We start from the raw sequence: 14,235 nt of genomic DNA, 5'->3' as shown, positions 1-14,235 counted from the left end.
GCCAATGAACGCGCTCCATCAGCATGATCGCAGGACCAATGAGGTGTGGGAGCGCCTCGCGCTGGTCACGGATCCCGAGCTGGACGAACCGGTCACCGAGCTTGGATTCGTCGAGCGGGTCACGGTCGATCATGTTGATGGAGTCGACATCGTCTTTCGCCTGCCGACCTACTGGTGTTCGGCGAACTTCGCGTTCCTTATGGCCGACGATATGCGTCGGGCGGTGTCCTCGCTGGCTTGGGTTCGCGAAGCCCGCCCGCAGCTTCGGGACCATATGGTCGCCGAGGAGATCAACCGGGGCGTCCGCGAGGGTAGGTCGTTTGGCGAGGCGCTCAAGGATTTCGCAAGCGGCGGTTCACTTGACGATCTGCGGGAGAAATTCCGCCGCAAGGCGTTCGAGCGGCGCCAGGAGGTCATGATCCTGGCATTGCGCGGGCTGGGTTATGAGGATCCCGCGATTTGCCGCATGAGTCTGAGCGCGTTTGACGCGATCAACTTCGACTCGGAAGAAGTTGCGCGCCAGAAGCCGCGCTATCGCGAGCTTCTGGTTGAGCGGCGCCTCGCCGATCTCCCGGCCGATCCGGCCTTTGTTACCTACGATGGGGCCCCCATCAAGCGCCACGAAATGGCGTCGTATTTGCAGCGCTTGCGAGGCGTACGCATCAACATGGAGTTCAACAGCTCGTTATGCCGGGGCCTTCTTGCGGTGCGCTATCTCGAGCTGGACGCGGATCGCGCGGAGCAGACGCCAGCTCCGTGCGGAGGTTGCGGCAGTGGCTGCGCCGTGCGGTCTTCCGGATCGCCTGCAATGAACAAGCATTCCGCGGCGCTTGCGTGAGGTCGCGCTGATACGCGTGCGACCTGTGGGTGCCGACAAAACGGAGCGGACATCAAGTTCGCCCGGCCTGACGACCGAGAAACGATCACGTGGGAGTGAAACGCAATGCCAAAAGTCTTGCTGCATGACATAGAAGCTCGCCGCGCTCTTGCGCGTGGAGTCCAGAAGCTGGCCGCCGCGATCGAATCGACGCTCGGTCCCAAGGGCATGAACGCGATGGTCGACAGGCCGATCGGCACGCCCATCGTGTCGCGCGATGGCGTTACCATCGCCTCCGAGATCGAATTGCCGGATCGCTTCGAGAACATGGGCGCCCAGGTGGTACGCGAAGTCTCGATGCAGACCAACGAAGTCGCTGGCGACGGTACGACGACGGCGATGGTACTCGCGAACGGTCTCATTCAAGGCGGCGTCGCGGCCCTCGAGCGCGGCGCCAAGGCGGTCGATCTCTGCAAGGGGATCGACCGCGCCGTCGAAGTCGTCGTCGAGAGCCTGAAGAGCGCGGCAATTCCGGTCTCGGACCGCAGGACGCTACAGGCGGTGGCAACGATTGCGTCGACCGACTCTCATCTGGGCGATCTAATCGCCGAGGCGGTCGAGCGCGTCGGCAAGGATGGTATCATCAGTTCCGACTACGGGTTGACCACGAGTACGACGCTCGAGGTGGTCGAGGGCATGTCGTTCGACCGTGGCTACATTTCGCATCACATGGTAACGGACGTGGAGAAGATGGAGGTGGTGCTGGAACAGCCCTACATTCTCCTGACGGACCTGAAAATCAAAGCGCCGGGCGAGTTGGCGGCGGTGCGCGCGAGGGTCGCGGAGACCGGGAAGCCGCTTGTCATTGTCGCCGAAGAGATCGCCCCGGAAGTGGTTGTCACGCTGCTCGGCGAAGGCAACCGCGGCAAGGTTCTGGTGGTCAATCCGCCCGACTACGGCCACTGGCGCAAGGCCATGATGGATGACCTCGCCATCATCACCGGGGGGCGGGTCATCGCCCGCGAACTCGGGGGCATGCTGGAAGAGGCGAGCCTTGCCGACCTCGGCACTGCGCGGCAGGTTCGGGCCAGTGCGCGCGAAACGGTGATCATCCGGGGCGGCGGGGACGATGCGGCGATCGCCGCGCGCCGACAGCAGGTGGCCAAGCAGCACGATCTGGCGCCGCCGAACATCGAGCAGGACAAGCTCAAGGAACGCCTGGCTAAGCTCTCGGGTGGGACCGCCGTGATCTTTGCGGGCGGCGTCACGCCGGTCGAGCAGAAGCGTACGATCCAGTTGATCGACGATGCGCTCAGCGCGGCGCGTGCTGCGGCCGAGGAGGGCATCGTGCCGGGGGGCGGGACGGCATTGGCGCAGTGCGCGCCGGTGGTGGTGCGCGCCCTCGGCAACATCAACGGAGACCTGGGTGAAGGCATCAAGCTGGTGCGCGAGACCCTGTCGCGTCCTGCCGCTTTCATCGCCCGAAATGCCGGCCATGATGCGGCGAAGGTTGTGGCCGAGCTGCAAAGTTCGCGGGCCGGGGTCGGGTTCGACGCTGCAAACGGCGTGTTCATCGACATGGTATCTGCCGGCATCGTCGACCCGGTCAGGGTGACGTATACCGCGCTTCGAAATGCCGCTTCCGTGGCCACGCTGGTGCTGACGACCAACACGCTGGTTGCCGATGTGCCGGAGTATGTCGATCCGACGCAGGGTCCTGCGTTGGGCGGCGGGGCAGAAAAGCTTGGGCGGGCCTGAAGCAGATGAACGCGGTTCGCGTTCCGCCAGGGCGTCAATGGCCGACGTGGCGCGCCAAATACGGCGATGGCTTGACCGTCACGATCGAATGAATGGACGGTGACAACGATCTGGAAACAGCTACAATCTTGCGAGCTTCGGCATGAGCCCGAAGGAGGCAAATCATAAGCCTCCACGGTCATCCGACCAGCCGGGGCAGGAGGAACCGGGACATGGCCTACATCATCTCCAAGCGCGACGGTCCGCACCGCGAAGAGCTCAAGGCGAAGGACTTCCTTCAGAAGAACCGCACGAAGATCAATTCGCTCGCCAATCATCTGACGCTCGGGCGCTGGCAGGAGTTGCGCAATCCGACGCCTCCCTCTGAGCCTCAGCCGTCGGGCAAGCTTTGGTCCACGCCTCGGGCTCGCCCGAGGGAGATCGAGCCCTATGTTCGGATCAGCTATAACGGCCGCGTCGTGATTGCCGATCTCGCGTCAGGGCGGCAACTCCATTTTGTCGGTGAATTGCGCGGCGGCGGGCAATCGCGACACTTCGCTCTGGCGACGCGAGAGAATGGGATCTTCGAGCCGCTCGATGTCGAATTGCACAGGGTCCTGATAGACCTTGAGGGAGTGAGCGTACCCGATGAGGCGTCGGAAGCGCGCCTGGAGCAGATCATCTCAGGCCGTCTCGGTTTGGATGCGATCGCCAGAACGGTCGAATGATCTGCGTAAGCCGAGCCGGTGAGAGCACGATCTCATTGGCCCGGCTCATGTCGTTTCTGCTGATCAAGCTGCTGTTTGCCAATATAGGTTTGGTGCTCCAATGCTGACGGAAACCTTCATGGCTAAGCCGCCGTTTTCCCTGGAAGGCTACAAAATCCCGGAGGCCGCGGATGCGGAGCAGGGACGGCCGTATGATGAACGGGAGACCAACAAGGCGTGGGAAAACTTCCTGACATTCGGAGATGCAAAGCGCGAGAGCGCTCTGGTGCGAGGCATCATCGAAGAATCATGGCAGCGCAGCATCAAGTCGGGGGTCAACGCCCATTGCAGGGGCAGCAGCTTCGTGACTTCGCCGGACGATCTCTATGAGCTGCGTCTGAAGAACGATGATCTGCTAGGCTCCAGCGCCCAGACTTTCCGCCGCGTTGCGGAAGTACTTGGCGATGCGGCCACAATGCTGGTCATCACCGACAGGAATGGTGTCGTGCTTGATGTCGGGGGCGATCAGAGGACGATCGATGCCGGGCACGATATTCGCCTCGAAGTCGGCGCCGCCTGGGGAGAGACGGTGACCGGCACCAACGGCATTGGCACGGCGCTCGTCACAGGAAAGCCGGTTCATGTCCACGCCGCGGAGCATTTTTCCGAGGGCATCAAGGCCTGGACCTGCGTCGGTAGCCCCATTCGTAGCCCGATCGACGGCAGCATCATAGGCATCATCGATTTTTCCGGCCCCCAGGCGATCTTTCATCGTCACAATGTCGCGCTGGCGGTGATCGCGGCCAATCATATTGAGCTTGCGCTCTCGGAGAAGATTCGGCTCGAAAGAATACGCCTGCTCGAGGCAAGCATTTGTCGAATGCCAGGGATGGGCAGTGCCGACGGCGTGGTGATCCTGGATCGGTTTGGTCGGGTCGTCCATCACAACGATATGGCGTCGGCTCGCTGGCGGCGGATCACGCAGTCTCGTGAGTTGAGCATTGGGTCACAGATCCTTCCAAGTCGCGAAGGCCTGTTGGGCGAAGACTTGGCCGAGGGGTTGCCCGAGGAGCTGCGGGAGCAGCGGATCGAGCCACTGATCGTTGACGGGGTCGTGAAGGGCGCAATGCTCGTGCTTGCTTCGAAGCCGCGAACCCATCCTGCTGCATCCGAGATGTCGCCGACAGCCCGCACTGCCCTGATGTCGGCAAAGGAAGCGATCGTCGGATGCAGCGAGGCACTGCTGGACGTGGTGCAGAAAGTTGAGCGGGCGGCCCTCGGCCGGACCGCGATCCTGCTCGAGGGCGAGACGGGCGTCGGCAAGGAACTGTTCGCCCGCCTGGTTCATGCCGCCAGTCTGAAGACGGGCAAGGAGCCGTTCGTTGCCTTCAATTGCGGTGCGGTGTCGAAAGAGTTGCTCGGCGGCGAATTGTTCGGGCATGCGCCGGGCGCTTATACCGGCGCTACGCGCGAGGGAAGGCCCGGGCGGTTCGAATTTGCCAATGGCGGCGTGCTCAGCTTAGACGAGATCGGCGAGATGCCGATGGACCTGCAACCCTACCTGCTCCGTGTGCTGGAAGAGCGCGCGGTGTACAGACTGGGTGACAGCAAGGCGCGCCCGGTGGACGTTCGGCTGGTGGCGTCGACCAATCGGAATTTGAAGCAGGAAGTGGCCGAGGGACGTTTCCGCAAGGATCTGTACTTCCGGATCGGCGTCGTCAAGTTCACCATCCCGCCGCTCCGCGATCGGCTGGGCGATGTCGAGATCCTGATCGATCACTTCAACAGGCAATTCGCCACGATCTACAGCACCCAGCCGCTGCGGTTCGAGGCGGCCACTATGGAGTTGCTGCGCCGCTATTCCTGGCCGGGAAACGTTCGCGAGCTGCGTAATCTGATTGAGAACCTCGTGCTGATGACGATCACCGGTATCGTCACTCCCAGGGACCTGCCAGAGGATTTCGTGGAGGTGGCGCCGGCTCAACCTCCCTCAATCTCCGTGCAGTCGGAGAATAGCGCGACGGGATCGGAGAGTGACGAGATCGCGCGCTTTGACGAGATGGAACGTCGTGCCATCGAGAGAGCCGTCGCAAACGCCGGCGGCAATATTGCCGCTGCCGCGGAAAAGCTGGGGCTTTCGCGCGCTACGCTGTACCGCAAGTTGCACCAATACCGTTCCCGGACCTAGCGATCGGGGGCTGGCATGGCGGCTGTCTGGGATGAACAAAAGGGCGGGGAAGGTCCGGCCCCCGCGGCGACGCTGGCCTCGCAGATCCTTGCGCGCGCCGACCGCGACGTCACTTTCGTGATGCGCCTGGTTGGCGAAAGCCAAAGCTCGCTGGTGCGACATTTCATCATGTTCATCGAGACCGAGCTCGCAAAGCGCGGCATGAGCTACAGCGTACATCCGCTACTGCGCCCTTTCGTCGAAACGCATGCACGCGAGCTGTCGGATTTCGTATTGCAGGGTATCGGCTTGCGGCATCAGTTCGGCCTCCAGACCATCGAGACGATGGCGGGCGATCCTGCGCGGTTGCTGAGGGTCGATTTGTGGGACTCGCTGCAATCTCACGTTAATGACGCGCAGCAACACTTCGTATCCGATGCCCGGGGCCTCCAGCGGATCCTGGATCAAATCGAATCGAGCGCATGAGTGTCGATCCGGAAGTCCTTGTCGAAATGCTGAAGGAGCGGTTGTTCGTCGTTCAGCAGATATCGGCCGCTCAATCGTGGAACCTTCTGAACCGTCAGCTTGCTGGTGGAGCAGAATTCGAGATTCAGAGGATTGAGCAGGAGATTGCGGCGACAGGCGGTTCGCATGCGTTCGCCTACGCTATCGAGGAAGCGCACGAGCGCTTGAAAGAAGCAAAGGCCGGAATGGCAACATGCGACGCCAAATGCGCCGTGCTGGAACGACGCCTTGGAGAACTCGACAGGTGTATTGCGACCGGCAGGTGAGACGACCGATGGACACGATGGAAGCTGAGACCGCTAGGCTCTATGAACTGCTTGGTCGGCATTGGACCATGGGGGCGCTCGTTACGAACGCGACGTTCGACGCTGCGGGACAGGCAGTGGCGTTCGCGCTTGCAGACGGCTCTCTAGCCATCGCTCCGCTGGCCGATAGCGATCCGCCGAAAGATCGCTATCGTATGGCCTTGGACGGCGGCCGGTCGACGATCTCCCCGCGGCGGAATCCGGTCCCGCCGTTGACGAAAGTCGTCATCAGTGATGCTTCGCTTCATCTCGCCTCGATCGAGCCTTCGGGCTTCATCGCAAGCGATGGCAGCCAGTTATTGCATGTGTCGGCATCCGGTGTCACCCGACAAGCCGCGAAGCTCGGGGCACCGATTGATCTCGTCGCCCCGGTGCATGCCGGCGGCATTCTGGCTGCTTCCGGCGAGTCGGTCATATACTGCGATTCCAACGGCGAGGTCGGATGGCTTCAGAAGCGTGCGGGAGGCCGTTCATCCGCGATGGCCGTCTCGCCAGACGGTCGGAGCTTCGCGATAGGAGCTGACGGTTGCCTGCTCGTGCGTGCCTTCGGACCGCGGCCTGAGCCCACCGTCTCAATGGCCTTGGGCTCAATCTCGAGCTTGTCGTGGAGTCCCGACGGAAGCTGGTTGGCGATGTCCGTCGCAGAAGTTGGCATCGTGCTGTTGCGCCTTGCCGATGCGCGGACCGTCCGGATGTCCGGCTATCCTGCGGGCGTTACGTCTCTTTCGTGGAGTGCAGACTCGCGCGTTCTTGTTACGAGCGGGGCCTACCGCTTGATCGCATGGGACGTTTCCAGCCTCGACGACGGAAGCGAGCAGCCGACGAGCCTCAGCACCGGTCGTGGCGGATTCATCCTCGTCAAGGCGGTAGATATGCACCCCGGGCGTCCCCTGGTCGCGGCAGGGTACAGCGACGGCAGGGTCGTCGTCGCGAGGATCGGACATCCCGACGAATTGGTTGTCAAACCGCCCGGTGGGGGCGCCGTCCAAGCCCTTCGATGGTCCGCCGATGGCCAGCATCTTGCAGTCGGAACGTGCGGCGGAGAAGCGGCGATCGTGACGTTTCCGCCGCAAATCTTCAAGTAACAGCGAACCGGGGCGGAGAGCCTTGCGAGCACCAGGAGGAAATCCATGACAGTAGCACGATTGCTAAATGAAGCCGAAAGTAAGGATCAGTTCTTCAAAGAGCTGGCGGAACTATCGGAGCGCATGATCGCCGCGCACGGAAAAGAGTTCTCGATGGGCGCCTTGGTGCTGGCGGCGAGGTTCATCGTCGAAAATAGGGCGTTCGAGCGAAGCGCAGCAACACAGTGACGTGTCGTCTTACTGCATACGATCGCGGCAGCGGCGGGTGCGGTAGGCCATGGCGGAGCTATTTTCGTCAAACACGCCGAGCGGACGTGCCCCTCTAGTGCCCCGGCTTTTCCGGGGCACGTAGTCGAACTTGACCATTCCCAGCTCGATGACTTCGTCTTCATGTTGATCTAGGCCAGTCGTCTCGACATCAATCAGGATGCCAGTTTTGGTCACTTACTCGTCGGATGGAGTGAAAGCTTCCCGACGCACCAAGCGCCGAAGCACACGATGGTCGGAGGATTTGGCCAATGCCTCGGCCATGGCGGCCAGGGGCAGGTCCTCTAGCATTGGGGGTTTCGATCCTCGGGCTACAGCTGCCCTGCATCGCGGCTGGATCTATCACGGAGGCTCAGTTGGCGCTTACCCGGAGTTATTCTTAGAAAGCGTTCTATTACGTAAATAGCTGATTTTACCGGCGCGCCGGACACGAGTCGAACGTGTGACCTTTGCCTTCGGAGGCAATTGTCACTCTTCGCGGCCAGCGTTGGAATGGCGCGTTCAAGCAAGCACAAGAGCCGGGTGTCGCGTGCTCTCACAACCACCGATTCCCGGGCGGCGCAGTTTGCAGCCGAAGGTGCGGAGGTACGATTGTCGATATGGCGGGCTCGGGCCTTTTTGCTGGAGCTAGCTCAAACTTGCCCATGATGGATCGGAGCGAGAGTTCAATATTTTCAGTTGGTTAGAGGGCGGCATGTGCACGATGTGTGCACCGGGAGATCAAGAAAAATCTCTTCACAGCTAACGTGATCAGGCCTAGGGCACCTTCAAGAAGACTCTCGCTATATTGGCGACGACTTCCAGTAGTTGCTCGACAACCCCGTGACCGACCGGGCGACAATCCCGAACTCGACACAATAGGCGCGGATCAAGTTGATGACGGCAGTCTGCTGGCGGATGAAGAGACGGTCTGCGCCCCAGTTATAGGCGTGCCGCGAGTTGCGTAGATCTTTCCGTCATCACATCCACGATCAAGGCTTCTCCGATCAATCGGTTCAGCTCTTGGATCCCTACTTAGTTCATCTGTGCAAACGTAGGCTTGCTCTCTGTGCTGTCGATGATACCGCGAATTTCTGCGTCCCTCGCGATCAGGCTCGACATCCGCCAGAACAGATGCGCGAGCCGGGTGAAGATCAACCGCTCGCGCTCCGTGGGCGTGGCGTCGTCAGGGACGGTCACGGTCTCGAGCCCGACCACGCGGCGGCAGTCCGGCCAGATCGCGATCGATTGCGCGATCGCCGAAAAGCAGCGCGGGTCCTCGCTGTCATCGTGCGACGCCGGAAGACCGGGATACTGCACCGGCGCGACATGGAATTTGTAGGCGCCGTGGCCGAGCCGAAGCAGGAATTTCTGGGACACGGGAATGTCGTTAGCAAAGGAGACCAGGCGGGCGTTACGCAGGATGTCGGGTGCGATGGCGGCAAGATCCAGGGCGGAGAGCGCGGAGCAGAAGGCGAGATCCGGATTAAACTCGCGCAGCAGATTTGCGAGCGGGCGCTGCTGCTGGACGGTCTGGGTAAGCAGGATGATGGTCTTGAGCATGGTGCTGATGTCCGTCAGGGAAAGAGATGGCAGGCGGTCATGACCGCGTGATCGGCGGTGTGATATGCATGCGCGGCGAAGAAATCGCGCGGAATCGACTGGCCCGGCGCAATCTCAAGGATGCGATAGCGCGCCTGCTGTGCCGCCGCCTGGGCAGCACCGAGATCGTCCTTCAGGGCGCACAACGATAGCTCGAAACGCTTGTATCCGCCGCAATCGGCTGCAAAGGCGCCGGTTACGGCCTCCACCGTGGCGGCCACCGCGCGGGCGTCATTGGCCTCGATGTCGCGCAGGATCACGGCGACGCCGTTCTCGTTGGCGGCTTCCGACGTCATGACCATGAAGGCGTCGCGCGCGCCGGTTCGGCCCGCACGGCGCGCTGCGCGGACGAGGCCGGCGAAGCCCGGATCGGGGCCGAGGCTGGTCGTCGTGGTCTGCTCGCTGTGCAGGATGGTGGCGCGTGCGGCGGCGAGGTCGCCTTTCATGGCGTGGTAGGAGCGCGGCAGCCACACCGTGTCGAGCGGCCCTTCCGAGGAGGTGAGGCCCCAGGCCTGGTCGAGCAGATAGCCGTCCCAGATTGACGGATATGACGCCGCGAGATGGTGCCAACTCCGCAGCAACTGCCCGGCGCGCGCGGTGCGGCCGAGATAAAGCGTGCGCGCCGACATTTCCCAGCGGTTCCATTTGTGGAGCGCGACGTCGCAGCCGAGCGCCGACGGCAGCAAGGGCGCCTCGCACAGGGTTGCGCCGGCTTCGACGAACAGTAGCGGCTCGCTGTAGCGTTGCCACATCCGGGCCAGGAACTCGGCCTTCTCGAAACAGAGCACTTGTTCGCCGAGCTCGGCCGCGACCGGCTCGATATGCGAATCGAGCTCCAACTCGTCGAGCGATCGGCGCAGGCTGCGAATGTCGTCGGGATCGCTGCCGAATGGATAATAGGAGACGATGCGCGGCCGGATCGTGGCGCCATCGGCGCTCGCTGACAGCTTTGACCAGCCGATGCCGCCCCACCACAATTCGTGCGGGCCCTCGGCGCTCGGGCTGACCGTGCCAAACTCGGTGAGTTTCGACTTGAGGAAGTCGAAGCCGGGATTTTCGCCGAAGGGAATGGCGACGGCGCAGCCGGAATGCAGCGAGCGATAGAACAGCTCGGCCGCGGCACCGCTCGGCGGCTCCGTCAGGACGATGACCCCGCCGTGACGCAGCCCCTCATAATGGCCGCCGAGCGTCGGAGCGCCGTAGCGGTCCACCAGCCAGGCGAGGCGGTTCCGCTGGATCCGGCCGAGCCGGATGTTCGCCGACCGCAGGAGGTTGTCGAGCTTTGCGTGCGTGTCGTCGGTCAATTCCCGTGCCCCCTTGCGTCATGCCGGCCCGTACACTCCAACGGCCGAGGGGGTTAATCCGGGCGCACTAATCGCGATGGTCCGCGTGACCGAGTGGGGTGATGGCCACCGAATAGATCGCGATCTCGCGTGCCAGCGGGCCGACCGGGATCTGCAGGCGACCTTCGTCGTCCGTAGCGTGATAGGAGGCTCCGGTCAGCGTCAGGCCCGCATAGGTCAACCGTTCCGCCGGGACGCCCGCCACGTCCTGGCTCTCGGCGGCGTCGCGAACGCTGTCGCCGAGCTGCATGGTCACGCCGTGAAGCTGACCGTCGCGCGCGGCCTTCGCCAGCGGCAGCGCGATCATGGCGATGGCCATGGCGCGCGATACCGGAATGCGCAGGCGCAGTTCGCCAAGTCCGGTGCGGAACATGGTGACGGTTTCGACCGCGGCGTCACCATTCGCCCGGAACAGTCCCACCTGCAACGCGCCGCAAGGCGTCTCCTCGAAGACATCGGCGGGCAAGCGGTTCGCTCCGAACAAGGCGTAGAGATAGGCGTGCGACGGGGACAAGCCAGCAAAGCTGCCCGCAAGCCACATCGGCGGCGCGGCCGAGGTGCACGCGGCGGTTAGGCCTCGCGCGGTGAGTTGATCGCGGATGAAGCCCGTGTCGAGCATCGGCGCCAACGCGTGCGTCCCGAGGTTGATGTCGTGCTTGAGCTCGCCGAGCAACGCCAGTTCGTCGTCGTCCGGGAGCAGCAGGAGCCGCGCCAACGTCGCCGCGCTCCAGCGCGCTGCGATATCGGGCGCCGCATGGGGCTCGAGCCCGATGGCGGCAGCAATTTTGCCAGCGTTTGCCGCATAGGCGAGCGCGCCCGCCTGGATCTCCGAGGCCAGAGCAATCTGGACTCCCGGTCGCGGATTGATCTCGCGCAGCACCTGCGCGCCGTCGTAATCGCGCACCGAGCCGTCGGCAGAGCAGCAGATCTGCTCGAGTAGGGCCACGTTGCGGATCAGCATGCGCTTGACGTGCGGGGTGACCACGAGATCGGAGATGAAGCCTTTAGCGGTATCGCAGTCGGCAAGATCGTCAAGAGTGTCGTCAAGCGAGATCAAATAGGCGCCGTGCAGGCGGATCGCGATGCCCTCCTGGTCGAAGATGCGGCGCAGCGCCTTCTGGACGCTGCCGGAATAGCCGAGATCGGCCAGCACGAGATCGGTGCAGCGATCGAAATCCGGGATGACATGCCGGAGATAAGCAAGCAGCCGGGCGCGCTGGCCTGCGGCAAGCTTGGTGATCTCCCGCGCGTCCATCAGCTCGGGCAGGGCATCCGCCAGCGCAGCGCCGGTCGCGATCCCGTTGGGACATTGTGCGAAGAAGTCCGCGACTGCTGATGGCAGCACTTTCAGCATGTCGCGAAAGGTCGGCGCGTCGATCTTCAAGACTTTTCCGAGCAGGTCGAGCAGCGGCTGCATGGTGTCAGCCGAGGCGATCAGGCTGACGCGGCGGTTGATTTCGACATAGGCGGATGCGGCGTCACGACCGCTGTGCCAAATCCGGTGCGACAGAAAGCCGTCGCGCCCGAGGAAGCCGACGGCGACCCGCCGGCCGGGCTCCTCGAGCTCCGCGCAGCGATCAGCAACGAAGACGTCGAACGCCGTCATGATCGGGCCGAGGACCGTCAACCCCAAGTGATAGGCCGGCGGCCTCTCCGCGCTGCGCGCCGCCACCATGCGCCGCAGCGTACGCGCGCCATGGTCAAGCCGCGCAGGCTGCCCCGGGCACAGCAGCTCGAATATCGCGGTCTCGCGCTGGAATCTTGACGCGAGTTGCTGACCGGCCTGCGGATAATAGCGCGGGCGGATGCCGTGGCGCTTCGCGCCCTTGATGTCGGCGCGGTCATTGTCGCCGATATGAAAGGATGCTGCCGGATCAACGTTCTGCTCAGTGAGGTATGTTGCGAACAACGTTTCGCTCTTGCTGCTGCCGTGGTCGCAGGACGCATAGAGGAAGTCCCAGGACAATCCCGGACGGCAGGCGCGCAACAGGCGCGCGAGCTGGTCCGAGTTCCAATAGGTGTCGGAGATGAACCCGACCCGATGGCCCAAATGCTTCATGTCCAGATATTGCCGGAGCATGTCCGGGTTGACGCGGCAGAGCTCGAGCTCGGCCTCGAACTCGGCGTCGACGAGATCGCGCAGATGTGCGCGCTTCAGGCCGAACAGCCTGAACGGAAAGAAGGAATAGATGTCGTCGATGTGCACTTCGCTGGTCCCCCGCGTCTCCTTCGCGGTCCGGCGTGCACGTGATTCGGCCTGCATGCGATGCTGAACGAAACTGGCGGAAACATTCGGACAAGTTCTTGAAATGCCCGATAGCTCGTAAGTCCTTTCAAACACACCATCCGGCGTCGTGCAGGCGCGCATCAGAAACGTATCGAAAACATCGAACGACCAAGCAGAAACAATTTGCGCGCGACGCTGTGCGTCGACCGTTGCGACGTTCATCCCGAAATTCTCCGCCAATCGAAGCGATCAACGTGCGTGCGGACGAATTCAGGCGTGCGATGGCGAAAATAATCGATGTGCGATTCGAAATCGCGCATCTCGCGCCTGACAGAATAGAAAAATCCGCTAGGTTCGAATTGTGATTCGGCAAAAACTGCCGAGTGAAAAAGTTGTCTCGCGTTCGTTTCCACTCGGAAACAATCGATCATTCGCACGCGTGTCGCGTGATGGGTGCGATCAGTTCAGTGCCGCGTAATCACAGCGTTTTTGTGCAGCTCTGTTCGAGATGAATGATCCGCGATGATGCGAGACGATGTCGATGATTGCAGAACGAGTGCGCGCTTCGCCGCACGCCGTCGGCAATCTTTGCCGGCCGGCCGGCAAAAGCTTCCAACTAACATCTTGAAAAATAACGAAAATTATGCGCCTGGATTGTTTTCGCCTCGCGTTCAACGCCTGGAAGCCGTGTGGAAGATGCGCCGCCGGCATTGCGGGTTGGAGATTGCGGGATGAGTTTTGCGGTGGACGTTTTTGCTCGCGCCGAAGCCGAGATCGCGACGACGATCACGAGCGAAGCGAACGCACCGGTGATCGCGTCGGCTTCGATCGCGCCTGACGGCGAGCCGGTCGCGGCCGATGTCGTGTTCGACGAGGACAGCGAGCTTCTCGATCGGCTTGCCGCTGACGATGAGACCGCCTTCCGGATGCTTGTCGAGCGGCACATCGATCGTGCCTATGCGATCGCGCTGCGCATCGTCGGCAACGCGGCGGACGCCGAGGACGTGGTGCAGGACAGCATGCTGAAGATCTGGAGTCATCGCGGCCGCTGGCAGCATGGCCGCGCAAAGTTCTCGACCTGGCTCTATCGCGTCATCTCCAACCGCTGCATCGACCTCCGCCGCAAGCCGCGCACCGAGAATGTCGATACCGTGCCCGAGGTCGCCGACGGACGGCCGGATGCATCGCGCGTGATCGAGCGCAACGAGCTGAACGGCATGCTGGAAGAGGCGATGCAGCGGCTGCCGGAGCAGCAGCGGATCGCGGTGATCCTGTCGTATCATGAGGACATGAGCAACGGCGAGATCGCAGAGGTCATGGACTCTACCGTGGCCGCGGTGGAATCGCTCCTCAAGCGCGGACGTCAGCAACTGCGCCAGCTCCTGCGGCGGCACGAACGCGACATCCGCACCGCGTTTACCGACTGCTAACCATAAAATCCGGCTCTCGAAAGATTTCCCGCCTGATCGTTCGG

Annotated in this window: 13 protein-coding genes; 9 read left to right on the top strand and 4 right to left on the bottom strand. The window is 62.6% G+C overall.

What is annotated here, in order from left to right; genetic code table 11:
* The first annotated feature begins 4 nt into the window (after positions 1–4).
* The 8 genes from AB5K84_RS28740 (at position 5) to AB5K84_RS28705 (ending at position 7,571) form a co-directional block, all read left to right on the top strand.
* Complete coding sequence (locus tag AB5K84_RS28740; RefSeq protein ID WP_011086463.1) at positions 5–838, top strand: iron-sulfur cluster assembly protein; 834 nt, start codon at positions 5–7, stop codon at positions 836–838.
* Between the two features lie 105 nt (positions 839–943).
* On the top strand, positions 944–2,575 hold the full coding sequence (locus AB5K84_RS28735; protein WP_011086464.1) for a molecular chaperone GroEL: 1,632 nt from the start codon (positions 944–946) through the stop codon (positions 2,573–2,575).
* A 212-nt stretch (positions 2,576–2,787) separates the two neighbouring features.
* Complete coding sequence (locus tag AB5K84_RS28730) at positions 2,788–3,282, top strand: hypothetical protein (protein WP_011086465.1); 495 nt, start codon at positions 2,788–2,790, stop codon at positions 3,280–3,282.
* 100 nt (positions 3,283–3,382) lie between these two features.
* Positions 3,383–5,449, top strand: coding sequence for a sigma-54-dependent Fis family transcriptional regulator (locus tag AB5K84_RS28725; RefSeq protein ID WP_011086466.1), 2,067 nt, complete (start codon positions 3,383–3,385; stop codon positions 5,447–5,449).
* A 15-nt stretch (positions 5,450–5,464) separates the two neighbouring features.
* On the top strand, positions 5,465–5,914 hold the full coding sequence (locus AB5K84_RS28720) for a hypothetical protein (RefSeq protein ID WP_011086467.1): 450 nt from the start codon (positions 5,465–5,467) through the stop codon (positions 5,912–5,914).
* Positions 5,911–6,219, top strand: a complete 309-nt coding sequence (locus AB5K84_RS28715; RefSeq protein ID WP_063921443.1) for a hypothetical protein — start codon at positions 5,911–5,913, stop codon at positions 6,217–6,219. Before AB5K84_RS28720 ends, AB5K84_RS28715 begins: the two co-directional genes overlap by 4 nt.
* Before the next feature lie 8 nt (positions 6,220–6,227).
* Positions 6,228–7,343 (top strand): WD40 repeat domain-containing protein, encoded by a 1,116-nt coding sequence (locus tag AB5K84_RS28710; RefSeq protein ID WP_038966209.1) that lies wholly within the window; start codon positions 6,228–6,230, stop codon positions 7,341–7,343.
* 45 nt (positions 7,344–7,388) lie between these two features.
* Positions 7,389–7,571, top strand: a complete 183-nt coding sequence (locus AB5K84_RS28705; RefSeq protein WP_028170767.1) for a hypothetical protein — start codon at positions 7,389–7,391, stop codon at positions 7,569–7,571.
* Positions 7,572–7,580: 9 nt separating this feature from the next.
* On the opposite strand, the gene AB5K84_RS28700 is transcribed toward AB5K84_RS28705, so the two are convergent.
* From AB5K84_RS28700 to AB5K84_RS28685, 4 genes are all read right to left on the bottom strand, one after another.
* Positions 7,581–7,787: an exonuclease domain-containing protein gene (locus AB5K84_RS28700; protein WP_011086470.1), complete on the bottom strand. Its 207-nt coding sequence runs from the start codon at positions 7,785–7,787 to the stop codon at positions 7,581–7,583.
* An 837-nt stretch (positions 7,788–8,624) separates the two neighbouring features.
* Complete coding sequence (locus AB5K84_RS28695) at positions 8,625–9,152, bottom strand: hypothetical protein (protein WP_011086471.1); 528 nt, start codon at positions 9,150–9,152, stop codon at positions 8,625–8,627.
* Between the two features lie 14 nt (positions 9,153–9,166).
* Positions 9,167–10,495, bottom strand: coding sequence for a hypothetical protein (locus AB5K84_RS28690; protein ID WP_038966210.1), 1,329 nt, complete (start codon positions 10,493–10,495; stop codon positions 9,167–9,169).
* Positions 10,496–10,562: 67 nt separating this feature from the next.
* Positions 10,563–12,983, bottom strand: a complete 2,421-nt coding sequence (locus AB5K84_RS28685) for a hypothetical protein (RefSeq protein WP_011086473.1) — start codon at positions 12,981–12,983, stop codon at positions 10,563–10,565.
* 509 nt (positions 12,984–13,492) lie between these two features.
* On the opposite strand from AB5K84_RS28685, the gene AB5K84_RS28680 reads away from it, so the two are divergent.
* Entirely contained in the window at positions 13,493–14,191 is a 699-nt protein-coding gene (locus AB5K84_RS28680) for an RNA polymerase sigma factor (RefSeq protein ID WP_011086475.1), read from the top strand.
* Positions 14,192–14,235 lie beyond the last annotated feature (44 nt).

The sequence above is a fragment of the Bradyrhizobium sp. 1200_D9_N1_1 genome, from assembly GCF_052075915.1.
In the GTDB taxonomy this organism is placed as follows: domain Bacteria; phylum Pseudomonadota; class Alphaproteobacteria; order Rhizobiales; family Xanthobacteraceae; genus Bradyrhizobium; species Bradyrhizobium diazoefficiens.
Note: the sequence above shows the minus strand (reverse complement) of the source record. Positions and strands in the feature narration are given on the sequence as shown.

Excerpts from the sequence above, each read along its gene's own strand:
- AB5K84_RS28735 (WP_011086464.1), top strand. The coding sequence starts at position 944 with ATGCCAAAAGTCTTGCTGCATGACATAGAAGCTCGCCGCGCTCTTGCG.
- AB5K84_RS28720 (WP_011086467.1), top strand. The coding sequence starts at position 5,465 with ATGGCGGCTGTCTGGGATGAACAAAAGGGCGGGGAAGGTCCGGCCCCC.
- AB5K84_RS28705 (WP_028170767.1), top strand. The coding sequence starts at position 7,389 with ATGACAGTAGCACGATTGCTAAATGAAGCCGAAAGTAAGGATCAGTTC.
- AB5K84_RS28680 (WP_011086475.1), top strand. The coding sequence starts at position 13,493 with ATGAGTTTTGCGGTGGACGTTTTTGCTCGCGCCGAAGCCGAGATCGCG.
- AB5K84_RS28695 (WP_011086471.1), bottom strand. The coding sequence starts at position 9,152 with ATGCTCAAGACCATCATCCTGCTTACCCAGACCGTCCAGCAGCAGCGC.
- AB5K84_RS28740 (WP_011086463.1), top strand. The coding sequence starts at position 5 with ATGAACGCGCTCCATCAGCATGATCGCAGGACCAATGAGGTGTGGGAG.
- AB5K84_RS28715 (WP_063921443.1), top strand. The coding sequence starts at position 5,911 with ATGAGTGTCGATCCGGAAGTCCTTGTCGAAATGCTGAAGGAGCGGTTG.
- AB5K84_RS28730 (WP_011086465.1), top strand. The coding sequence starts at position 2,788 with ATGGCCTACATCATCTCCAAGCGCGACGGTCCGCACCGCGAAGAGCTC.
- AB5K84_RS28685 (WP_011086473.1), bottom strand. The coding sequence starts at position 12,983 with ATGAACGTCGCAACGGTCGACGCACAGCGTCGCGCGCAAATTGTTTCT.
- AB5K84_RS28725 (WP_011086466.1), top strand. The coding sequence starts at position 3,383 with ATGCTGACGGAAACCTTCATGGCTAAGCCGCCGTTTTCCCTGGAAGGC.
- AB5K84_RS28710 (WP_038966209.1), top strand. The coding sequence starts at position 6,228 with ATGGACACGATGGAAGCTGAGACCGCTAGGCTCTATGAACTGCTTGGT.